Origin of the sequence: Mucilaginibacter roseus (genome assembly GCF_021215455.1) — a bacterium.
GTDB classification, from domain to species: domain Bacteria; phylum Bacteroidota; class Bacteroidia; order Sphingobacteriales; family Sphingobacteriaceae; genus Mucilaginibacter; species Mucilaginibacter roseus.
Genome location: NZ_JAJPWV010000002.1, coordinates 257,101 through 279,308, shown reverse-complemented (window position 1 = coordinate 279,308; position 22,208 = coordinate 257,101). Strand labels below are relative to the sequence as shown.

Below are 22,208 nucleotides of genomic sequence, written 5' to 3'. Positions count from 1 at the left end.
CTGTTATATGCTCTAAAAATATCTGCCATATCGACGAAGGAGAAATTTGCCACCATTCGTCAGCAAAGCGATAGACTTCTCCTTGGCCGAAACGACAAAATAATAAGTACTGGCCGTGTCACCCTAAGCTTGTCGAAGGGGCGAGCGTGGGACTAATCCGGCGGCGGGTGCTTCGACAGGCTCAGCATGACAAATGTCGAAGGGTTGAGCGGTGACAACAACCAGCGACAGAATCAGCAACGAGTACTTCGACAAGCTCAGCATGACATGGGATAAAATTTAAAACAATGACTGTGTCGGTAGATAAGGGCCTTTAGTCTTTCCTCTATAAAACAAAAAGCGCCGATAGTAACACCATCAGCGCTTTTTGCTATTATTAAGCCGCTACTTATTTCGGCAGTATATGTTTAAAAATATCATTGCCGAAGGCGAACAGCATCAGCGATATCAGCAACACAAAACCTACCATTTGTGCGCGTTCAAGGAATTTATCGCTTAGTGGTTTGCCTTTTATCATCTCTATTAAAAGGAACAATGCATGCCCACCGTCAAGCGCCGGTATAGGCAATAGATTCATCAACGCCAACACCATTGATAGCAGGCCTGTAAGGCTCCAAAAACGGGACCATTCCCACTCGCCGCCATACAGTGTAGCAATACCTATCGGGCTTGATACCGCTTTGGTAGCTTTAACTTTACCGGTGAACAGCTTGCCTAAACCTTTGGCGTTATCAACAAACGAGGTAACGGCACGGTTAGCGCCAACAGGCAGCGATGCGAAAAATCCATAATCAATGGTTTTTTCAGGTATATCAAACTTGTTAGCAAAGCCTATGGTACCGTCTTTACTGGTTTGCACAGCTAATTCAACAGGTTTGCCGTTACGGTCAATATCCAGTGTGACTTTACGGTTTTTAAGGGGTTTTAGGGCTGATTGTAACTCGTCGAAATAAACTACCTGTTTATCGTTCACGGCGGTAATCACGTCTCCCTTGGCCAGTCCTGCTTTTATAGCGGTACCGGTAGGGAGCAGGCTGTCAACCATTATTTTTGAACGGGGTACACGGCTTATAAACTGCTCTATACCCAGGTCAGATATATCATTCAAAATATCAGCCGGAATGGGAATATCCAGTTTCTGCCCGTTACGGTCAACGTTCAACGTCGCGTTATCAATCAGTACTTTTGAACTGCTGATGTCTTCAAAACGCTCAACCGGTTTGCCATTGATGGCATATATTTTATCACCGGCGCGTAAACCGATCTTTTGGCCGATGGTACCGGGTACAATACCATATTTTATCTGATCATTCGGGATATAACTCTCGCCATATTTAACGGTAAGCATCCAGAAAATAAAAATACCTACTATGATATTAACAATGATACCGCCAAGCATCACAATAAGGCGTTGCCAGGCTGGTTTGGAGCGAAACTCCCAGGGTTGTGGCTCGCCGGCCATTTGCTCGGTATCCATTGATTCATCAATCATACCGGCAATTTTAACATAGCCGCCTAATGGCAGCCAGCCTATACCGTATTCAACACCCTTATAGTTAAATTTAAACAGGCTAAAATTCCAGGCATCAAAAAACAAGTAGAATTTTTCAACCTTGATACCAAATGCACGGGCGGCTATAAAGTGGCCAAACTCGTGTAAAATTACCAGGATTGAAAGGCCAAGCAAAAGCTGACCGATCATTACTATTACGTCCATTTATTAATTTGTATCAAAATGTAAAGCCTTTAACGGCAAAGTTTGTATTAAATTTTGGGCTAACAAGCGCGTTTGCCTGTCAGTCTCCATATAATCATGCAGGGCAGGCGTTTCAATAAACTCCATTTTTTGCATGCAGGCCTCAATAATATCGCTCATGGCTAAAAAGCCAGTCTGTTTATTCAAAAACGCAGCTACCGCAACTTCGTTAGCCGCATTCACGATGCATGGCATGTTACCGCCTGCGCCAAGCGCATCAAATACCAAACCAAGATTACGGAATGTCTTTATGTCAGGCTGCTCGAACGTTAGCGAGGGGTAGTCGGTAAAGCCGAAACGTTTAAAATTATTAGCTATACGCTGCGGGTAGCCCAGGGCGTATTGTATGGGCAACTTCATATCCGGCAAGCCCATTTGCGCCTTTATGGAGCCATCCTCAAACTGTACCATAGAGTGAATGATAGATTGCGGATGCACAATTACCTCAATCTGTGCAGGTTGCAAATCAAACAGCCATTTGGCCTCAACAACCTCTAAACCTTTGTTCATAAGCGATGCCGAATCAATCGTGATTTTAGCCCCCATTACCCAATTGGGGTGTTTAAGGGCATCTTCGCGGGTAACATTTGCCAGGTAAGCGGCGTCCCTGCCACGGAAGGGGCCGCCTGAAGCGGTCAGTATAATTTTTTCTATGGGATTTTGTTCCTCACCAACCAGGCATTGAAATATAGCCGAGTGTTCCGAATCAACCGGTAATATTTTTACATTATGCTCGCGTGCCAGTTCAGTAATCAGCTCTCCGGCTACTACCAGGGTTTCCTTATTAGCTAACGCGATATCTTTACCGGCCCTGATGGCGGCAATAGTAGGTTCAAGCCCCGCAAAACCCACCATAGCGGTAAGTACTACATGAATTTCAGCCAGGGTGACCAATTCAACAATGGCTTTATGCCCGGCATGTACCTTTATTTCAGTTTTTGCGAGTGCCTCTTTAACATAACCGTATTTGCTTTCATCGCAAATGGCTACGTGGGTAGGGTAAAACTCCAGCGCCTGCTGTATCAGCAAATCGGCATTGTTGTTGGCGGTTAGCAGCACCACCTGAAAAAGGTCGGGGTTTTCGTTAACCACCTCAAGCGCCTGGGTGCCAATGCTGCCTGTTGAGCCTAAAATGGCTATGTTTTTTATTTGAGATATGTTATCGAGCATTACTTATCGCCTGTACAGATAAACACTGCAGAGCGTTTTTAATTAACGTATTGTTTCAATTCGTCCGCTATCTTCCTGTCATTTGAAAGGCGCGGAACTTTATTCTGGCCGCCAAGTTTACCTTGCGACCGCATATAATTTATAAAAGTATCTTTTTTTACACTATTGACTATCAAGGGCTGTAAAATGTTACCCTCAATGAGGTCAAAATAGTAAATATTTTTCTTTTGCAGTGCTTGGTCAACCTTCAGGGCAAACGCTTTCAGGTCGGCGGGTTCTTTCCCAAACTCTACAAACCACTCGTGGTAAGGCAGTTGCCCGGCAGGTGGTGTTACCTGCGGTGCTACGGTAAATTCAACTACGTCTATACCTTCTTCTTTAGCTACGCTCATCAGCGCATGTTCAACCTCTTCGCCAATTACGTGTTCCCCAAAGGCTGATATATAGTGTTTGATGCGCCCGCTAACGATAATCTTATACGGATTTTTTGAAACAAACTTAACGGTATCACCAATACTATAGCCCCATAAACCTGCATTGGTATTCAATACCAGCGCGTAATTCTTATCCAGTTCTACGTCAGCTAAGCTAATACGGGTAGGGTTTTCGTCAAAGTATTCATCGGCCGGAATGAACTCGTAGAACATGCCCAGGTCAACCTGTAAAAGTAGGCCGCGTTCCTTTTGCGAATCCTGAAAAGCGATAAAGCCTTCCGAGGCCGGGTAGGTTTCGATAGTATCTATCGCAAAACCGATGCTTTCTTCCATACGGGCGCGGTAAGGCTCATAGTTAACGCCACCATATACATACAGCTTGAAATTCGGGAAAATGTCCTTTATCTTTTTACCGCCATGCCTGGCCGAAAGCCTGTCGAAATACATTTGGCACCAGGGTGGTATGCCCGATATCAGGCGCATATCGGCCTCGCTGGTTTCCTCAACAATGGCATCAACTTTTTGCTCCCAGTCGTCAATACAATTAACCTGGTAGCTTGGCAGGCGGTTTTTTTGCAGGTAACCCGGCACGTGGTGCGCCACAATACCCGACAGGCGGCCAACCGGTACGCCGTTCTTTTCGGCAAGCTCGGGGCTGCCTTGCAAAAATATCATCTTGCCATCCACAAACTCGGCTCGGCCGGTTTCGTGTATGTAACTGAGCAGTGCGTTACGGGCGGCTTTAATATGCCCGGGCATACTTTCTTTTGATAACGGAATATATTTGACCCCAGAGGTAGTGCCCGATGTTTTAGTTAGATACAAAGGTTTCCCCGGCCAGGTAACGTTGGCTTCGCCGGCAACAATGCGCTCGATGTAAGGGCGTAGCTCTTCATAATCGCGTACGGGTACAAGGCGCTTAAAATCGTCATAAGTGCGTATCTGATCAAAATTATGCGCCTTGCCAAAATCAGTGTCTTTGGCTTGTGCTATCAGCTCAAGAAAAGTTTTTTTTTGTAGCGCCACCGCGTTTTTGCGCTGTTTATTAAGCTGGCGGTTAACGTAGGCGGCAAATATTTTACTGAGAGAGGCTTTTAAACCCATAGCTTAGTCGGTTTCGGCAACGTTATCGTCAATATCCATGTGGCTATAAACAAGTTTGCGGTAGGTAACCATAATAATAACCTGTACTGCCGGAAAAGCTATTGCAAACCATGCGTAGTATCCTATTAAAAATAAATAATCATCGCCATCTTCGGGTTGTAAAAAAGTGATAATCGCGTTAATAGGAATAAGTGTAAGCAGCATTATAGCAAATATGCTGAAAACGATGCCCAAAGTTTTTAAGAAATTATCTTTAGTTATCTCAAAACTTTGCTTTAACGATTCAAACGGCGTTGAATCGTCATCAACAATAAAGCATACGCATAAAACAGAACGTAGCAAGAGATACAGCAATCCAATTACAGCTACGACCTGAAAGATCTCGGAGTAAAACTCGTCCTGTCGCTGCAAAACAAGATTGATAAATACTAAGATGCATATTAACACGCCGAACAGGATGCCTATTAAAATAAAGTTCAAAGCCATTCGTAACGACGGAAGTATATCCTTAAACTCAAACTCATAATATTCCCTGTCCATCAGGGTAAGTATAAGTTTATAAAAACTAAGGGTTAAATATGACTGAATGATTGCCTGTAAAAAAAACTGCACTAACCCGCTTAAAATTTCTTCCGATTCATCAAAGAACAGAAATATAGCAATATCAACTGCCTTATATATTATCAGCGATATTACCGAATAAATTACCAGTGGAATGAAATTCTTTCGCAGTATATTCCATGAAGTTTTTAAAGTTTCTATAATAGAAAACGGATGGTACATATACTGATGCTAAGCGTTTTTCATGATAACTCTTTTCCAAAAATCCTGCATAAAGCCAAAGCCATAAGCTATTAACTGTATAAAGGATGTTATTATGCTCAAAAATGCAATTTTTAAGGATTTATTTTGGGTTAAGGCATGAAAAAATATTAACAATATATAAACAGCCAGCAAAATGTTGCAAAGTTTAGCGATTGGCCATTGCAGTAAATTAGCTAACAGGGTAAAGCCTAATCCCAATGTAAAAACAGCCGGAAAAAAGTGAACCGCCTTTAACTGCTGCGGAAAGAATTTATAAATATTGATACGTGCCCTGCCAAAAAAGTGCAGCTGCTTGTAAAACTGTTTAAAGTTGGTTCGGCGCTTATGGTAAACAATGGCATCGGGAATTAAACCGATCTTGAAACCGGCCGTATGCACCCGGATGCTATACTCAATATCTTCGCCGAGGCGGGTGATGATAAAGCCGCCCACCTTTTCCCACACCTTGCGCGATAAACCCATGTTAAAACTACGCGGGTGGAATTGCCCGCCCATGTTCTTTTTGTTGCCACGGATGCCCCCGGTGGTAAAAGGCGAGGTCATGGAGTAGCTGATAGCCTTTTGAATGGGGGTGAAGGAGCTATGCGCAGCATCGGGCCCGCCATACATATCCAGCCAGTTGGCGTTTAGGGAGTTGTTAACAGTTTCAAGGTAATTGGCCGGTATCAGGCAATCCGAATCAAAAATGATGAAATAGTCGCCTTTTGCGCGTTCAAACCCGAAGTTGCGCGTAAAGCCCTGGCCTTCGTTTGGTTTAACATAATAGGTAAGGTCTATCTTATCCTGAAAGCTTTGCACAATATCGGCAGCATCATCTTTTGAGCCATCCTCAATAACCATTACGTCAAACTGCTTGTAGGTTTGCAGGGTGAGCGTTTCCAGCAGTTCTTTTATCTCCTGCGGGCGATTATATAAAGGTATAATGATGGTATAGTGCATGCGTCTTATTGGGTATGCTTTCAGGGGTTATGCGCAGATATTATATAAGGTGCAACCAATAATCTAAACCGTTTCCTCAATCTGGTAGTTATTTCTGTCGCTCGAGTTGCGCGAAACCAGTTCGGCCACAAACCCGGTTAAAAACAGTTGGGAGCCCAAAATAATGGCTACTAACGCTATATAAAACAACGGATTGTCTGTAGTGTCGCGATAATGCTCGTTGCGGGCAATATGGTAAAGCTTTTCAAATATGATCCATAAGGCCATTACCAAACCTGTAAAAAAGCTAAGTACACCCATAGTGCCAAAAAAGTGCATGGGGCGTTTACCGAACTTACCTACGAAAAATATGGATAGCAGGTCTAAAAATCCGTTGATGAACCGGCTCAAGCCAAACTTGGTTTTGCCGTATTTACGGGCACGGTGCTCAACTACCTGTTCGCCTATTTTAGTAAAGCCCGCCCATTTAGCCAGTACCGGTATGTAGCGGTGCATTTCGCCATAAACCTCAATGTTTTTTACTACAGCCTTGCGGTATGCCTTCAGGCCGCAGTTAAAATCGTGCAGGTTGTGTATGCCCGACATGCTGCGCGTAGCCGAATTAAACAACTTGGTCGGGATGGTTTTGCTCAGCGGATCATAACGCTTGGCTTTCCAGCCGGAGATCAGGTCGTATTTTTCTTCAACTATGCGGCGATATAATTCCGGTATTTCGTCGGGACTATCCTGCAAGTCTGCATCCATGGTAATTACAACGTTGCCCTGTGCAGCTTCGAAGCCCACATTTAACGCGGCTGATTTACCGTAATTACGCCTGAACTTTACGCCTCTTAAATGTGGATTACCTTGATGAAGGCGGCAGATCATATCCCATGAGCCGTCCTTGCTGCCATCATCAACCAGTATTACCTCATAGCTGAATTTGTGCTCATCCATTACGCGTGCTATCCATGAGGTAAGCTCCGGTAATGATTCAACTTCATCATATAAAGGTACAACTACTGATATATCCATTTAACAAACCCATTTTAAGGCGTTGCAAAAATATAAAAAAAGCGGGAATGGTATTACAGAAACAACTTGGTGGACTAACGCATAAATTAGCATATTTGTATATGCTTAAAACCTTATTTACATTTCTTGTAGTTGTGTTATTTGTTATTGTCGCAAACGCGCAATCTGCCGTACCGTTTACCGATACCGTAACTTATTATGCGAAAAACAGGCAAAAGGTATTTACTGTCGATAGTGCCTACTACGTTCATAAAATTTTACCGTTAGACCGTGAAAAGAATTTATACCCGGTTGTGGAATATTTTAAGAACGGTAAACCTAAGTTAAAAGCCTATACTCAAAAGCCGGATGGCACGGAATATAACGGAAACTACTTTGAGTATTTTGAAAACGGTGGGCGTAAATCGATGCAAACTTATCTAAACGGTAAACCTGTCGGAAAAGCCTACAAATATTACCCTAATGGTGAATTGTATACCGTTGAAGAAGTGGAAGGTTACGGTTGGCGGATGCTTGAGTGCCGTGATACAACAGGTGTAGTTGTTGCACAGAATGGAGAGGGAACATGGCTTGTTTACGATCAGGACAACGAAAATTTTATTATATCCGGCCCTGTAGTAAATGGTAAAAAAGATGGCGAATGGTCGGTTAAAGTTAATGATGACATAACGGAAGTTGAGTTATATTCAAAATTGGAGCCAGTTAAAGGTTATTTTAAGAATAAGAGGGGGCAGTTTGTTGAATGGTCAAACGACATAATCCCCGGAGTGAATTACAGTAGATTGCCTATGTATAAGGGGGGGGTGCAGGCTTTTGGTAGATTTTTGGCTAAGACCATCCGATATCCGGCCGCTGCCAGGGAAAAAAATGTGCAAGGTCGCGTGTACGTATCTTTTGTGATTACAGATAAAGGGAAACTGACTAATTTTAAAATTGAAAAGGGGATTGGTTTTGGCTGCGATGAGGAGGTGTTGCGGGTTATGAAGTTATCTCCGGACTGGATTCCTCGTTATGTGAAAGGTAAAGCTGTAGAGGAATTTTATACCGTACCAATAGCCTTTAATTTGGCGAATGATTGAAAAACAAATGCGCTTAATAACCACTAAGCGCATTGTTGATTTTTAATCATTCCTCCACTACAATATCCCCAACACTTTTCCCGTACGCTCACGGGTAGCATCGGCTAACTGCTCGTTGTTTGACAGGGATTGCCCGTAGGATGGTATCATCTGTTTCAATTTGGCCTGCCACGCGGCTGATTTTGCTTTATCTTTAAAGCAGCGTTCTATCAGTTGGATCATGATCGGTACTGATGTTGACGCGCCCGGCGATGCTCCCAGCAAGGCGGATATACTGCCATCAGCCGAAGTAACAACCTCGGTGCCAAACTCCAGCTTCCCGCCCAGTTTGTCGTCTTTCTTGATGATCTGCACACGTTGGCCGGCAATGTCCAGTTTCCAGTCGCTTTGTTTGGCTTGCGGGTAGTAATCCTGCAGGGCTTTTAGCCTGTCTGCAGGTGATTGCATTACCTGGCCAATGAGGTATTTGGTCAGGGCCATTTCGTGCAAACCTACTGATAACAGCGGCTTAATATTATGTAGCTTGATAGAATTAAACAGATCAAGCAGGGAGCCTTTCTTTAAAAAGCGGGTTGAAAAACCGGCATACGGGCCAAACAGCAGTTCGCGCTTGCCGTTTACCATGCGGGTATCCAAGTGCGGTACTGACATTGGCGGCGAACCTACCGAAGCCTTGCCGTATACTTTGGCATTATGCTGCGCGACTACTGCTGGGTTTGTACATACCAGCCACTGGCCACTTACCGGGAAACCGCCAAAGCCCTTACTTTCTGGTATGCCCGATTTTTGCAGCAGGGGCAATGCGCCGCCGCCTGCACCTACAAAAACAAACTTTGCTTCGAGTTTTCGGGTTTTACCGGTGGCATTATCTGTAACTTTTATTTGCCAGTTGTTGTTATCCTTATTGCGTTTGATATCCTCAACCTCGTGGTTAAGGCTTAAGTTAACGCCGGGCTGGCTTTGTAATTTGTTTATCAGGGAGCGTGTAAGGGCGCCGAAGTTAACATCGGTACCAATATCCATATACGTGGCTGATACTTTTTCGCCGGGCTGGCGGCCGTCCATAATCAGCGGAATCCATTGTTTTAGTTGAGCCGCATCTTCGGCATAAAGCATATCCTTAAAAAAGTGATGCTTCACCAGTGCCTGCTGCCTTTTTTTGAGATATTCTACATTTTCATCGCCCCAAACAAAGCTCATATGTGGCACTTTGGTGATGAATTCTTTTGGCGAGGAAAGGTAATCCGTTTCAACCAGATGCGCCCAAAACTCTTTGCTGATCTCAAACTGCTCAGCAATTTGGATGGCTTTTTTAATCTCTATAGTGCCATCAGGCTTTTGCGGAGTGTAATTCAGCTCGCAAAAAGCGGAGTGCCCTGTGCCCGCGTTGTTCATTGCATCCGAACTTTCGGCAGCAATAACATCAAGGCGTTCAAATATTTCAATGGTGAGGTCGGGTTGGAGTTCCTTAAGCATAACGCCTAAGGTAGCGCTCATGATACCCGCGCCAATCAAAACCACGTCGGCATAATTGCCCGCAACACTGTTAGTATTGTTCATTCTCTGTACAAAAGCCCTGCTTAATACAAGGCACCAAAATATTAACTGATTAAAACCAAAACGGTTTTTGATTTAAAAATTGTGGTCGGGAGTTTTAATAAGCGTATTTGTTGCTCAAACCGTATTTATAAATCATGGCAATTTTAATAAAAAAATACAATAAAGTGCCGGTTTGTGTTAAAACGTAACTATACAATTACACTAAAATTTATATTGATATGATATAAGTGGAGTATAGGTAAGAAATACAAAAGATTTTAGGATTTGACAAATGAAAGATTTTCAACTTCAGTTATAGTTTCAAACTTTTGTTAACAAACAAAATAGTTTTACAGAAATGTCAGTATTTCTTAAATTGAGTTGTATTTGTACGTAATTCACAAAAAAATGTTAAATATTTTATGAAATTATTATGGATTTTATAAAAATAAATTAAATTCGCCTCAATAATTAGTTACTATCACAACAAACTGTTATTAAACCCCAACAATTTTTAAAAAGAAATAAATAAAACAATGGCAAAACTTGAGTACATCTGGCTTGACGGCTACAAACCAACACAAAGCCTGCGCAGCAAAACAAAAATCGTTAAAAGTTTTAGCGGTAACGTAGAGGATTTAGATAACTGGAGCTTTGACGGTTCATCAACTGAGCAAGCACCAGGCGGTTCGTCAGATTGTATCTTGAAACCGGTATACGTTGTTCCTGATCCGCAGCGTAAAGATGGTTGGTTAGTAATGTGCGAGGTACTTGATTCAACAGGTAAAGCACATGAGTCAAACGGCCGTGCTTTGATCCAGGATGATGACAATGATTTCTGGTTTGGTTTTGAGCAGGAATATTTCCTGTGGGACCCTGCAACTAACAAACCACTTGGTTTCCCGGCAGGTGGTTACCCAGGTCCGCAAGGCCCTTACTACTGTTCGGTAGGCGCTAACAACGCTTTCGGTCGCGAAATTGTTGAGGAGCACTTAGACGTATGTTTAGAGGCTGGCCTGAATGTTGAAGGTATCAACGCCGAGGTTGCTGCCGGTCAGTGGGAATTCCAAATCTTCGCTAAAGGCGCTAAAGAAGCTGGTGACCAGATATGGATCGCCCGTTACTTGTTAGAAAGAATTGGCGAGAAATACGGAGTAGCTGTAAACTGGCATTGTAAACCGCTTGGTCAGCTTGACTGGAACGGTTCAGGTATGCACGCTAACTTCTCAAACACATTATTACGTACTGCTAACAGCAAAGAGAAATTTGAGGCAGTTTGCGAGGCCTTCCGTCCGGCTGTTGCCGAGTGTATCGCAGTTTACGGTGCCGATAACGATCAGCGCTTAACCGGTAAACACGAAACCGCTTCGATCCACGACTTTAGCTATGGCGTGTCTGACCGTGGTGCTTCAATCCGTATTCCGCTTTACGCAGTTGATCACAACTGGAGTGGATATTTGGAAGATCGTCGCCCTAACTCGGCTGCCGATCCATACAAAGTAGCTGCTGTTATCATCAAAACTGTAAAATCAGCCAAGATCTAATCAGGTCAGCTTATTTATAATATGCGGTCCCCCGGTTTGAAAAGCCGGGGGATTTTTTATGAAACCCCTCCTAAACCCTCGCCGAGGGGGAAGACCTTTCTTATCGCTTTTTAAATTAATATCATTTCGAACGAGGAGAAGTCCATCGAGTTGCTATTGAACGCGTGTAAATTTCTCGTTGCCGCTTCGAAATGAAAAAGGATAATTTTGAATTAATACAAAAAGCACAAACCGTAAATACCTAATTCTACCGGCATCAGTAGTGCCCGGAATAGCACAGGCCCCGCTAAAGTACAGCCTTTCACCGGGCAGGACGTAGCCGGCAGTTTTTGCTTCTTTTGTCTGCACAAAAGAAGTTAATGACAGGTAATAAACTTAGCAATCTATTCTTCCTATATTTAACCATGTCAACCCATCATGAATTAAACCACTTACTCGCTGCAAAATCAGATCAGGCTGTTGCTTTATACCATCATCTTATAGCTAAATTTAACGAAATAGGACCGGTGGAAATACATCCTGCAAAAACCATGATGGTTATTAGCAACGGTAAAAAACGCATAGCCTGGGTTATGCAACTGGGTAAAAACTTTGTGCATGTTGTTTTTCCTTTCAGGCAGGCTTATAGTGATAATTTATGTTTCCAAAAGATAGCACAGGTGCCGGGTGACGAACAGTATAATCATCACTTCAGGATGTTAAGTACCGGTGATGTTAATGATGAAGTAATGCGGTTTATGCGTATAGCTTACAACGAGGAATCAGACTTATAAGTTAAATAATTCCCACCATCGATAATCTTCAATCTATCAACCGGCCAATTGTAAACATACATCCAGCAGGAAAGTAATGCTTCATCGGTTTCAATAGGCGATAATAGTCGGAGGTATTCCTGCGGCTGTGGGTCGTTAGGGGAGAGGCCTTCGTAATCATCCAATACAGGTAATATTTCATCAGGCTTGTCAATGCTATAAACGCTCCCGTAAACATATCCGCCCGAATTATCTATAACTGCACCTGGATATTCACCAATATCATACAAAGTACCCGCTATGCGGCCTTTGCTTATAAAGGTGCAATGCTTTTGCAGATAGGCAGCAAACTCGTTATGCTTTATAAGCAAGGTGCCGTAAACAAAAAGCAGGTTTGGCTTGTCAGTCATTTAACTCCAATTTATTGCTTAATAACGGGCTTTGCAAAAACTTTACTAATTTCACTTTTGCTATACCTTTGCACTCATGACTAAAGACCAACTGCTCGCTTATATAAAGGATAATAACATCACCAAAATAAAATTCGCCTTTGCCGATATTGATGGCGCCCTGCGCGGCAAAACCATCAGTGTGCAAAAGTTTTTGGATGGTTTGCAGGATGGTTATGGCTTTTGCGATGTGGTTTTTGGTTGGGATGTAAACGATGCCGCTTATGATAATGTAAAGATTACCGGCTGGCACAGCGGCTACCCGGATAAGGATTGCCGCATTGATTTGACAACCAAACGCAACATCCCGTGGCAGGATAATATTCCTTTCTTTTTAGCTGATTTTAGCAAGGCTGATGGAAACGACCTTGCAGCATGCCCGCGCAGTTTGTTAAAGCGTATTGTTAAGCAATGCAATGATATGGGCTACCATGCCGAATTTGCACAGGAGTTTGAATGGTTCAACTTTTTAGAAACACCGCACAGCCTGGAGCAAAAGGAATACAAGCACCTGCAGCCGTTAACGCCGGGTATGTTTGGTTATTCCATTCTGCGCACCTCGCAGCAGAATGCTTTTTATAATGATCTGTTCGATCTGTTAACGCAGTTTGACATTCCGATAGAAGGGTTGCATACCGAAACCGGTCCGGGGGTTTACGAAGCCGCTATTGTGCACGATGAAACTCTGCGTGCTGCTGATAAGGCCGTGCTGTTTAAAACCGCAGTTAAGGAGATCGCCTCCAAGCACGGTATTACCGCCACCTTTATGGCTAAATGGAATGCCGATTTGCCGGGTTGCAGCGGGCACGTTCACCAAAGTTTGTGGGATAAGGATAAGAAGAACAACTTATTCTATAATGCTGCTGATGAACATAACATGAGCGATCTGCTTAAACATTACCTTGCCGGGCAGTTGTATTGTTTGCCGCACCTGTTACCAATGTACGCGCCGACCATTAACAGCTATAAGCGCCTGGTTGAAGGGGCATGGGCGCCAACTACCATTACCTGGGGATTTGATAACCGCACAACGGCCATCCGTATATTGAACGATAGTGAAAAATATACCCGGTCAGAAATGCGCATCCCCGGTTCTGATACCAACCCTTACCTGGCTATAGCTGCCTCCCTGGCTTCGGGATTGTATGGTATAAAGCATAAATTGGAGCTGACAATGCCCGCGACCAAGGGTAATGGCTACCAGGACTTACGTAACGGACGTTTGCACAGTAATTTGTACAATGCCGCCATCGCTATGCAAAACTCCGAGGTAGCCAAAGAGCTGCTTGGCGAAGGCTTTGTTGATCATTTTACCAATACCCGCATTTGGGAGCACCGCCAGCACGCCAAAGCCGTAACCGATTGGGAGCTGAAACGCTATTTTGAAGCCATATAGACGATTGCGGATTGCGGAGGTTTGATTTCGGATTTTTCTATCGGTAAATAATTATTTGTATAGAACGCCATGTTAATAAAGTACGAGGTGGCTAAGGTTACCAATCTCAGTATGGATGATGTTCATCACCGTATTAATGAATATTTGCAGGAGCGAAAGTATAACATTATAAAAAAGACTGATACCTTATTTGAGTTTGATATTGAAGGTGTTAATGTAAGGAAAGGTGTCAAGATGTATTACTATGTTGACTACGGTACTATCAAATGCATAAAATACCACGACAGCGTTTATGTAAGCTTTAAATTCAGTTTTTTCATGCTAAGGGGCGGGCTTATAATATTTGGTTCTTTCTTGTTGTTTATCAGCTTTTATGTAAGCTACTTTTTCTTTTTAGTAATAGCCGCCTGGATTGTGAGTTTCTGGTTAAAGACCACCGTTATTAAAAATAATTTCCTTCATGTTTTTGATGATATCGACCGTTAACTAAATCGTCTTTTACGATAGTGAATAGCAGGGAATAACTAAAACTCAAAATAAATCCCAATCTTTGCGGCGATTATAAATTCTAAATGGACTATTCAGTTATTATAAAGGCCGCGTGGGATGGATATGATGCTTCGAAAACCATAAAAACTATTGAAGACATCAGCGCGAAGGTTTCAACCAATCACGTTTACCGCATTACGTTTGATGATGATGATATTATCATCGCTAAGTTATCCTACTTTGGCAAGTACGAGCATTTTAAGGAAGATCACCGGCTGATCCATGCCCTGTCAAACAACCTGCTTTACCCGTTTGAAACACTACTTTCAAAATCACTTCTAAAAAATAACCGCGTTTACACCTATCGTTATAAACAAGGTAAAAATGATGTATGGGTGGTTTTTTATAACCCAACCCGCATCATGACGCGCCTGCCCCGCCAGTTGGAAGAGGAACACATAATGAAACTGGGCCAGCAGGTCGGCAAATTCCACAAGGCCTGTTCAAGGGTGAAGAATGTACTGCCTAAGTCATCAAAAACACTGCGTACGGATATTAATATCTTGCTGGAGCAGATCGCCAACAACGAAAAACAGTTTGGCAGTCGTATGCAGGCCGATTATATAAAATATCACTGTGAGCTGTTCCTCAAAAACCGATCAAAATATAACCTTAACTCGTTCGAGATCATCCCGGTGTTTATTGACTGGAACATTGGCAACTTCTCGGTAACGCCCGACCTGGAGCTGTACTCGCGCTGGGATTATGACTGGTTCAGGATGAGCTACCGCATACTCGATTTTTACTTTTTCAGCAGGGTGGTATCAACCATTGGCGACCGGACGGTATTTAGCTACGTGATCGATACCATGATGGAGGACCGCTTTATCCTCTTTTTGCAGGAATATCATAAGGTTAATCCGCTAAAAGCCGATGAAATTCGCTTTTTAAAGGAGGTTTACCGCTTTTTTATTCTTAATTATGTAATTAAGGATGGCAAGTACTTTTTCCACGAGCAGTATGCCAAAAAGTTACAGGCCGAGGCGTTTGATATTTACCTTCCGTCAGTTGACAGGGATTTCAACGCCGAAAAGATAATTGATGCCTTAAAGCTTACTTAATGCAGCGTATAGATAACTTTAAATCCATTATTGACCGTTACGAAATTATATTTTTTGATGCCTTCGGCGTTTTAAAGAATTATGAGGGCCTGGTACCTGGTATTGAACGTACGTTTGAATACCTGGAAAAGCAGGGCAAAGAGTATTACATTGTTACCAACGATGCCTCACGCAGTCCGGCCGAACTGGCTGCATCGTACCATAAAAAGGGTTTAACTGTTATTGATCCGGAACGCATCATTTCATCAGGGATGCTAACTAAAGAATACCTTGATCTTAAGGTTAAGGATGGTATAGTGGCTTTTTTAGGTACGCCGGAATCAGCGCATTACATAGATAACAATGGGCGGCACACACTCCCGGTATCTGAAGTTACTGCGACCAATATTGATAAAGTTAACGCTCTTGTTTTTATGGACGATGAGGGTTTTAACTGGTTTGAGGATATTAATAAAGCAGTTAACATCCTTCGTAAGCGCCCTATACCAGCCATCGTGGCTAATACCGATTATGCTTACCCGCTCACTGCAAACGATATTGCTGTGGCGATCGGCGGTATCGCCAATATGGTGGAAAGCATAGTAGGCAAGGAGTTTATTCGCTTTGGTAAGCCTGATTCGCAAATGTTTATGTTTGCTTATGATATGATACGTGAACGCCGCGCTATCAGCAAAAAAGATATTGTAATGGTAGGCGATACCCTTTTTACCGATATTATGGGCGGCAACAAGTTTGGGCTGGATACCGTGCTGGTGCTATCCGGCAACACGCTGCCCGGCGATGCTGAATCAAACATTCATTCAACAGGTATTGTCCCTACTTATATTTGCCATAATGCCGTGGTTGAGGACGGCGGATTCGGGTTTTAATAAATAAATGTAGCTTATACATTTTTTAATTGGTACAGAAAATTATATTTGCCTTTACCAACCAATTAAATTATTCAAATGAAGAAAGCGCTTTTATGTTTAGGGCTTTGCCTTGCTTTTTACGCGGGTTTTGCCCAGCAAACAGCCACATTTACCAACCCGCTGCTGCCGGGTGGCCCTGATCCGTGGAATACTTATAAAGACGGTTATTATTATTACACCCACACTACCGGCAATCATCTGGCCATCTGGAAAACCAAGGACATAACCGACCTTAAATCTGCCGAAAGAAAAACGATATGGACGCCGCCACCCGGCACTATGTATTCTAAAGAAATATGGGCGCCTGAACTGCATTTCATCCGCGGCAAATGGTACATGTATTTTACAGCTGATGATGGTAATAACGATCACCACCGCATGTACGTAGTAGAGAACGCTTCGGCCGATCCGATGCAAGGGGAGTGGACCTTTAAAGGGCAAGTGAAGGATGCCACGGGCAAATGGGCCATTGATGGTTCGGTATTTGAAAACAAAGGGCAATTGTACATGATATGGTCGGGTTGGGAAGGAGACGTAAATGTTAGTCAGAATATTTACATCGCCAAAATGAGCAACCCCTGGACTATCAGCAGCGAGCGCGTAATGATAGCCACGCCAACCTTTGCATGGGAAAAGGATGGCGACCTGCCCGGCGGTAAACATCTCGACGTAAATGAAGGCCCGCAAATATTGATGCATGGTAAGGATATCTTCCTGATCTACTCCGCCAGCGCCTGTTGGACGGATAATTATGCGCTCGGTATGCTTCGTGCCAAAGCCAATGCCAATTTGCTCGATCCAAAATCGTGGACGAAATCGCCTGAGCCGGTATTTAAGCAATCGCCCGAAACGGGTGTTTATGCGCCGGGGCACAACTCCTTCTTTAAATCGCCGGATGGCAAAGAGGATTGGATCTTGTATCACGCCAACTCCAATCCAGGTGATGGCTGCGGCAACAAACGCTCGCCGCGTGCGCAAAAGTTCACCTGGAACAAGGATGGCTCACCAAACTTTGGCGTTCCGCTGACTACCGATAAGCCCTTGGCCAAACCATCCGGAATTAAATAAAAACCAATTAAACTACTTATAAATGAAGATCAAAAGTATTTTAGCCGCGGCAATGCTATGTGTTGCCACAGTAGCTAATGCGCAGGATGCCGCTAAGAAACCTGCGTATACACCCCAGGTTATCCCCGGCCGGTGGACAATGGAAAAAGCTAACTCTTGGTATGCCCAATACCCTTGGATGAGTGGTGCCAACTATATCCCAGCCTATGCCATCAATCAAATGGAAATGTGGCAGGCCGATACGTTTGACGCCGCCGCTATTGATAAGGAATTTGGTTGGGCAGAGGGTATAGGCTTTAACCTGATGCGCGTATTTTTACATAGCCAGGCATGGAAGGCCGATGCGTCCGGCTTTAAAAAGCGTATCGACCAGTTTTTAACCGTAGCTGATAAGCATCACATCAAAATTATGTTTGTGTTTTTTGATGATTGCTGGAACACGGGTGCCAAACCGGGCAAACAGCCGGAGCCAAAGGTTGGCGTGCATAATTCGGGATGGTTGCAGGATCCGGGCTTTATTGTAAAGAAACCGGAAGATTTCGCTTACCTGAAAAAATATGTTACCGATATACTCACCACATTTAAGAACGATAAACGCATCCTGCTTTGGGACTTGTACAACGAGCCTGGTAATAAGGATAAAGGCAATGCCTCAATGGAGCTATTGGTTGAGGTGTTTAAATGGGCGAGGGCGGTAAACCCATCGCAGCCCGTAAGCGCCGGTATGTGGAAGTGGGAGTTGTATGATCTGAACGCGTTTCAGGCAAATAATTCAGATGTGATCACCTATCACAACTACAACCCGCTGGAGAACCATGAGTTTATGGTTAAAGTGTTAAAGTTTAACGCCCGCCCGCTGATATGTACGGAGTATATGGCACGTACACGCAACAGTACCTTTGAAACGGTTATGCCTATGCTTAAAGAGCAAAACGTAGCCGCCATAAACTGGGGTTTTGTGTCAGGCAAAACCAATACCATCTTCTCGTGGGAAAAGGTTATACCTGACGGCAGTGAGCCACCTTTATGGTTTCACGATGTATTCAGAAAAGACGGCAAGCCTTACAAGCAGGCGGAAGTTGACCTGATTAAGAAACTCAACGGAAAATAAAAACCAATTAACCCGATATGAAAAAACAATTTCTGCGTTCAATCGCGATGGCTTTACCGGTTTGTGCAATATATTTGTCCGCCTGTAATCAGCAGGGAAACAAAAACTCAACCGAGACTATGACCGACAGTACTACCGCCGCAGCGGCGCCGCAAGCCGCCGCGTTTGATACAACCATTGATGGTAAAAAAGTTCAGCTATTTACACTTAAAAACAAGAGCGGCGCGCAGGTGGGTATCACCAACTATGGTGGCCGTTTAGTGAGCTTGCAGGTGCCTGATAAAGATGGCAAACTTACCGACGTTATTGTTGGCCCCGGCAGTGCCGAAGGTTTTGTAAAATCAACCGAGCCTTATTACGGCGCGCTTATAGGCCGTTATGGCAACCGTATTGCCAAAGGCAAATTTAAGCTGGAAGGCAAGGAGTACAGCCTGTTTACCAACAACGGCGCTAACACGCTGCACGGCGGTAAAAAAGGTTTTCAGTATGTGGTATGGGATGGCACACAGCCTGATTCATCAACCCTGGTGCTTACCTACCTGTCAAAAGATGGTGAAGAGAGCTTTCCCGGCAACCTGAATGTGAAAGTTACCTATCATTTTACTGATGATAATAGTTTAGATATTAAGTACGAAGCTACTACCGATAAAACCACGGTTTGTAACCTTACCAGCCACGGCTTTTTTAACCTGAATGGTTGCAGCAGCGGCGATATACTGAAACATGTTTTACAGGTTGATGCCGATACTTACATTCCGGTTGATGCAGGTTTAATTCCGTTTGGCCGTATTGATAAGGTTGCCGGTACACCGTTCGACTTTACAAATCCTACCGAAATTGGTGCGCGTATTGATACCAATGCCAACGAGCAATTGAAGAACGGCAAAGGTTACGATCATAATTTTGTGCTGAACAAGCATGATATCAATAAGTCAATCGCCTCTATAACCGGCGATAAGAGCGGCATCACTATGGATATTTATACCGAGGAGCCGGGCCTGCAGTTTTACAGCGGTAACTTTATGCAGTCAAAAAACGAGATGAAGTATGGCAAGATGGATGATTTCCGCGCCTCGTTCGCGCTGGAAACACAACATTACCCTGATTCGCCTAATCAGCCATCGTTCCCTACAACGGTATTAAAACCTGGCGAAACTTATAAAACACACACCATCTATAAGTTTACCGTAAAAAAATAAGCACTGGCTTATTATAGTTAAAGTCCTGCCGCGCAACCGGCGGGACTTTTTTGTATCATAGCCCCTGTTAAATCGTTACTTTTACAAATTAAACAAACGCCTTTGCTAATAGATAACCATGGTCGGCCAATAAATTACCTGCGCCTTGCGGTGACAGACAGGTGCAACCTGCGCTGTTTTTACTGTATGCCCGAGGAGGGCCTCAACTGGCTTTCACGTACCGAACTGCTTAGTTACGAGGAGTTGCTCCGCATCAGCAGCATGCTGGTGGGTATGGGCGTAAATAAGATTCGTATAACCGGCGGCGAGCCGTTTGTAAGACGGGATTTGATGGAGTTATTATCATCGCTATCCGCGCTAAATGGGCTTGATGAACTAACCATTACCACAAACGGCGTGCTTACGGCGCCTTATGTATGCGAGTTAAAACGCCTGGGTATTCGTTCGGTAAATTTGAGTTTAGATACGCTGGATGCGGCACGTTTCTTCGCTATTACCCGCCGGGATGAATTCGCGGCGGTAATGCACACGCTGCAGGAATTGCTGAAACACGGTATCGACGTAAAAATTAACACCGTGGTAATGCAAGGCAAAAACACGCAGGATATATTACCTCTGGTTGAGCTAACCCGTGAGCTGCCCGTAAGCGTTCGTTTTATTGAGGAAATGCCTTTTAACGGGGACGGACACCAATTTAGCGGCATAGCGTGGGATTATGTGCGTATTATGGATGAGATCAGGCAACGCCATCCGCAACTCAAAAAAGCGGCGGACGAACCGTTTTCAACATCATATAATTATAACATACCCGGCCATAAAGGTAACGTAGGCGTAATAGCCGCTTACTCGCGCACGTTTTGCGGTACTTGTAACCGCATCAGGATAACGCCGACAGGTATATTAAAAACCTGTTTGTATGATGATGGCGTACTTAACGTGCGCGATCAGTTACGTATGGGCGATAGCGATGAACAAATAAAACAGGTATTATTACAAGCGCTAAACAACCGCGTTGTTGATGGCCATGAGGCGGAGCGCCGGGCAAAGTCAGCCGCGAGCATTCACCAATCAATGGCAGCCATTGGCGGATAAAATTTTACTATGATAACAGTTGAACAAGCTGAACAGATAATATTGGATAACAAGAGCGACCTCGGTGCCGAGATCACCCTATTTGATACTTCGGCAGGCCGTGTACTGGCGGAAACCATCCGTGCCGACCGTGACCTGCCACCCTATAACCGGGTGATGGTTGATGGTATCGCCATAAAATATAGTGCCTTTGAACGGGGCATCCGCATATTTAAAATAAAAGCGGTTCAGGCCGCCGGGGTAGAACCTGTTGAGGTGGATGGTGATGAAGAGTGTATAGAGATCATGACAGGGGCTGCCATACCTGAATCAGTTGATACGGTGATACGCTACGAGGATATCACCATTGGCGAGGGTGAGGCGATCATCAACCTGGCCACAATTGAAAAAGGACAGGGTCTGCACCTCAAGGGTGCTGATAAAACACAGGGCGATGTGCTGGCCGTTCCCGGTCAGTTAATTACCCCGGCAGTGCTCAGCCTCATTGCCTCCGTAGGCGAGGCCGAGGTGCGGGTAAAAAAGGTGCCGCGCATTGTGGTTATTTCTACAGGTGATGAAGTAATTGAGGTACATAAACGCCCTACGCCTTTCCAGATACGGCGGTCAAATAATTATACCGCCCAGGCTATCCTTAAAACGCTTGGTTACGAAGCATCGGTATTACACCTGCCCGATGATCCGGAAGTTATGCGTAACCAGTTATCGCAGTGCTTTCAGTATTATGATGCCATTATATTGGCAGGCGGTGTATCGGCAGGTAAGTTTGATTTTTTGCCGCAGGTATTGAATGAACTGGGTGTTGAGCAACTGTTCCATAAAGTAGCGCAAAGGCCGGGCAAACCGTTTTGGTTTGGTAAACATGGCAATGGCGTGCCGGTATTCGCTTTTCCGGGTAACCCGGTGGCGGTGTATATGTGTTTGCACCGGTATTTTATACCCTGGCTGTATGCCACTTTGGGCCAGCAACAACCTGCGCCGGTTTACGCCATGCTAAATAACGACCTGGAATTTAAACCTGAGCTAAAATACTTTTTACAGGTTAAACTGTTAGTAAATGAGCAGGCAAAATTAATAGCCGAACCAATAGTAGGCAATGGCTCCGGCGATTTTGCTAACCTTGCCGATGCCAATGCCTTTATGGAGCTGCCCGCCGAGAAATCAGTATTCAAAAAGGGCGAGGTTTATCGTGTACATCTCATCAATCCGTTATAATAAA

The 22,208-nt window shown here is 44.0% G+C and carries 20 protein-coding genes; 12 read left to right on the top strand and 8 right to left on the bottom strand.

The genetic code is table 11. From position 1 onward, the window contains the following. Positions 1-388 precede the first annotated feature (388 nt). The 6 genes from rseP to LT679_RS05990 form a co-directional block, all read right to left on the bottom strand. Positions 389-1,717 carry an RIP metalloprotease RseP gene (gene rseP, locus LT679_RS06015; protein ID WP_232176530.1) on the bottom strand — a complete coding sequence of 443 codons (1,329 nt, stop codon included), beginning with the start codon at positions 1,715-1,717 and terminating at the stop codon, positions 389-391. A 3-nt stretch (positions 1,718-1,720) separates the two neighbouring features. Continuing rightward, complete coding sequence (locus LT679_RS06010) at positions 1,721-2,926, bottom strand: 1-deoxy-D-xylulose-5-phosphate reductoisomerase (RefSeq protein WP_232176528.1); 1,206 nt, start codon at positions 2,924-2,926, stop codon at positions 1,721-1,723. A 38-nt stretch (positions 2,927-2,964) separates the two neighbouring features. After that, positions 2,965-4,464, bottom strand: a complete 1,500-nt coding sequence (locus LT679_RS06005) for a GH3 auxin-responsive promoter family protein (protein WP_232176527.1) — start codon at positions 4,462-4,464, stop codon at positions 2,965-2,967. Positions 4,465-4,467: 3 nt separating this feature from the next. Further along, the gene (locus tag LT679_RS06000) at positions 4,468-5,247 is read right to left on the bottom strand and encodes a hypothetical protein (RefSeq protein ID WP_232176525.1); all 780 of its coding nucleotides are present in this window, start codon (positions 5,245-5,247) and stop codon (positions 4,468-4,470) included. Positions 5,248-5,256: 9 nt separating this feature from the next. Beyond that, the gene (locus tag LT679_RS05995) at positions 5,257-6,228 is read right to left on the bottom strand and encodes a glycosyltransferase (RefSeq protein ID WP_232176523.1); all 972 of its coding nucleotides are present in this window, start codon (positions 6,226-6,228) and stop codon (positions 5,257-5,259) included. 63 nt (positions 6,229-6,291) lie between these two features. Further along, the gene (locus LT679_RS05990) at positions 6,292-7,242 is read right to left on the bottom strand and encodes a glycosyltransferase family 2 protein (RefSeq protein ID WP_232176521.1); all 951 of its coding nucleotides are present in this window, start codon (positions 7,240-7,242) and stop codon (positions 6,292-6,294) included. A 101-nt stretch (positions 7,243-7,343) separates the two neighbouring features. On the opposite strand from LT679_RS05990, the gene LT679_RS05985 reads away from it, so the two are divergent. Continuing rightward, positions 7,344-8,321 carry an energy transducer TonB gene (locus LT679_RS05985; protein WP_232176519.1) on the top strand — a complete coding sequence of 326 codons (978 nt, stop codon included), beginning with the start codon at positions 7,344-7,346 and terminating at the stop codon, positions 8,319-8,321. 57 nt (positions 8,322-8,378) lie between these two features. Here the strand turns inward: LT679_RS05985 and LT679_RS05980 are convergent, their stop codons facing one another. Beyond that, positions 8,379-9,923: a malate:quinone oxidoreductase gene (locus tag LT679_RS05980; RefSeq protein WP_317206540.1), complete on the bottom strand. Its 1,545-nt coding sequence runs from the start codon at positions 9,921-9,923 to the stop codon at positions 8,379-8,381. A gap of 473 nt (positions 9,924-10,396) precedes the next feature. Here LT679_RS05980 and LT679_RS05975 point away from each other — a divergent pair, with 473 nt between their 5' ends. Both LT679_RS05975 and LT679_RS05970 read left to right on the top strand, forming a co-directional pair. Beyond that, entirely contained in the window at positions 10,397-11,404 is a 1,008-nt protein-coding gene (locus LT679_RS05975; RefSeq protein WP_232176514.1) for a glutamine synthetase beta-grasp domain-containing protein, read from the top strand. A 404-nt stretch (positions 11,405-11,808) separates the two neighbouring features. Then, positions 11,809-12,177, top strand: coding sequence for a DUF5655 domain-containing protein (locus LT679_RS05970; RefSeq protein ID WP_232176512.1), 369 nt, complete (start codon positions 11,809-11,811; stop codon positions 12,175-12,177). On the opposite strand, the gene LT679_RS05965 is transcribed toward LT679_RS05970, so the two are convergent. Further along, positions 12,153-12,566, bottom strand: a complete 414-nt coding sequence (locus LT679_RS05965) for a gamma-glutamylcyclotransferase family protein (RefSeq protein ID WP_232176511.1) — start codon at positions 12,564-12,566, stop codon at positions 12,153-12,155. The genes LT679_RS05970 and LT679_RS05965 overlap by 25 nt on opposite strands. 76 nt (positions 12,567-12,642) lie before the next feature. On the opposite strand from LT679_RS05965, the gene LT679_RS05960 reads away from it, so the two are divergent. The 9 genes from LT679_RS05960 (at position 12,643) to LT679_RS05920 (ending at position 22,204) form a co-directional block, all read left to right on the top strand. Then, positions 12,643-14,001 carry a glutamine synthetase family protein gene (locus tag LT679_RS05960; RefSeq protein ID WP_232176507.1) on the top strand — a complete coding sequence of 453 codons (1,359 nt, stop codon included), beginning with the start codon at positions 12,643-12,645 and terminating at the stop codon, positions 13,999-14,001. Positions 14,002-14,070: 69 nt separating this feature from the next. Continuing rightward, entirely contained in the window at positions 14,071-14,487 is a 417-nt protein-coding gene (locus LT679_RS05955) for a hypothetical protein (protein WP_232176504.1), read from the top strand. Between the two features lie 86 nt (positions 14,488-14,573). After that, entirely contained in the window at positions 14,574-15,611 is a 1,038-nt protein-coding gene (locus LT679_RS05950) for a hypothetical protein (protein WP_232176501.1), read from the top strand. Next, the gene (locus LT679_RS05945; RefSeq protein ID WP_232176497.1) at positions 15,611-16,480 is read left to right on the top strand and encodes an HAD-IIA family hydrolase; all 870 of its coding nucleotides are present in this window, start codon (positions 15,611-15,613) and stop codon (positions 16,478-16,480) included. The genes LT679_RS05950 and LT679_RS05945 overlap by 1 nt, the downstream gene beginning before the upstream one ends. Before the next feature lie 78 nt (positions 16,481-16,558). Next, a complete protein-coding gene (locus tag LT679_RS05940) occupies positions 16,559-17,590 on the top strand; it encodes a glycoside hydrolase family 43 protein (protein WP_232176494.1) in 1,032 nt (343 codons plus the stop codon). 22 nt (positions 17,591-17,612) lie between these two features. Then, positions 17,613-18,701 (top strand): glycoside hydrolase family 2 TIM barrel-domain containing protein, encoded by a 1,089-nt coding sequence (locus LT679_RS05935; protein WP_232176492.1) that lies wholly within the window; start codon positions 17,613-17,615, stop codon positions 18,699-18,701. 17 nt (positions 18,702-18,718) lie between these two features. Further along, entirely contained in the window at positions 18,719-19,900 is a 1,182-nt protein-coding gene (locus tag LT679_RS05930) for an aldose epimerase family protein (protein ID WP_232176489.1), read from the top strand. A gap of 102 nt (positions 19,901-20,002) precedes the next feature. After that, entirely contained in the window at positions 20,003-20,992 is a 990-nt protein-coding gene (gene moaA, locus LT679_RS05925; RefSeq protein ID WP_262909254.1) for a GTP 3',8-cyclase MoaA, read from the top strand. 9 nt (positions 20,993-21,001) lie between these two features. Further along, positions 21,002-22,204: a molybdopterin molybdotransferase MoeA gene (locus tag LT679_RS05920; RefSeq protein ID WP_232176486.1), complete on the top strand. Its 1,203-nt coding sequence runs from the start codon at positions 21,002-21,004 to the stop codon at positions 22,202-22,204. The last annotated feature ends 4 nt before the right edge of the window (positions 22,205-22,208 follow it).

Bases quoted from the DNA above. Each gene is read 5' to 3' on its own strand.
- LT679_RS05920 (WP_232176486.1), top strand. From the start codon at position 21,002: ATGATAACAGTTGAACAAGCTGAACAGATAATATTGGATAACAAGAGC.
- LT679_RS05930 (WP_232176489.1), top strand. From the start codon at position 18,719: ATGAAAAAACAATTTCTGCGTTCAATCGCGATGGCTTTACCGGTTTGT.
- LT679_RS05945 (WP_232176497.1), top strand. From the start codon at position 15,611: ATGCAGCGTATAGATAACTTTAAATCCATTATTGACCGTTACGAAATT.
- LT679_RS05955 (WP_232176504.1), top strand. From the start codon at position 14,071: ATGTTAATAAAGTACGAGGTGGCTAAGGTTACCAATCTCAGTATGGAT.
- LT679_RS06010 (WP_232176528.1), bottom strand. From the start codon at position 2,926: ATGCTCGATAACATATCTCAAATAAAAAACATAGCCATTTTAGGCTCA.
- LT679_RS05985 (WP_232176519.1), top strand. From the start codon at position 7,344: ATGCTTAAAACCTTATTTACATTTCTTGTAGTTGTGTTATTTGTTATT.
- LT679_RS05940 (WP_232176494.1), top strand. From the start codon at position 16,559: ATGAAGAAAGCGCTTTTATGTTTAGGGCTTTGCCTTGCTTTTTACGCG.
- rseP (WP_232176530.1), bottom strand. From the start codon at position 1,717: ATGGACGTAATAGTAATGATCGGTCAGCTTTTGCTTGGCCTTTCAATC.
- LT679_RS05960 (WP_232176507.1), top strand. From the start codon at position 12,643: ATGACTAAAGACCAACTGCTCGCTTATATAAAGGATAATAACATCACC.
- LT679_RS05935 (WP_232176492.1), top strand. From the start codon at position 17,613: ATGAAGATCAAAAGTATTTTAGCCGCGGCAATGCTATGTGTTGCCACA.
- LT679_RS06000 (WP_232176525.1), bottom strand. From the start codon at position 5,247: ATGTACCATCCGTTTTCTATTATAGAAACTTTAAAAACTTCATGGAAT.
- LT679_RS05950 (WP_232176501.1), top strand. From the start codon at position 14,574: ATGGACTATTCAGTTATTATAAAGGCCGCGTGGGATGGATATGATGCT.
- LT679_RS05965 (WP_232176511.1), bottom strand. From the start codon at position 12,566: ATGACTGACAAGCCAAACCTGCTTTTTGTTTACGGCACCTTGCTTATA.
- LT679_RS05995 (WP_232176523.1), bottom strand. From the start codon at position 6,228: ATGCACTATACCATCATTATACCTTTATATAATCGCCCGCAGGAGATA.
- LT679_RS05975 (WP_232176514.1), top strand. From the start codon at position 10,397: ATGGCAAAACTTGAGTACATCTGGCTTGACGGCTACAAACCAACACAA.
- LT679_RS05970 (WP_232176512.1), top strand. From the start codon at position 11,809: ATGTCAACCCATCATGAATTAAACCACTTACTCGCTGCAAAATCAGAT.
- LT679_RS05990 (WP_232176521.1), bottom strand. From the start codon at position 7,242: ATGGATATATCAGTAGTTGTACCTTTATATGATGAAGTTGAATCATTA.
- LT679_RS06005 (WP_232176527.1), bottom strand. From the start codon at position 4,464: ATGGGTTTAAAAGCCTCTCTCAGTAAAATATTTGCCGCCTACGTTAAC.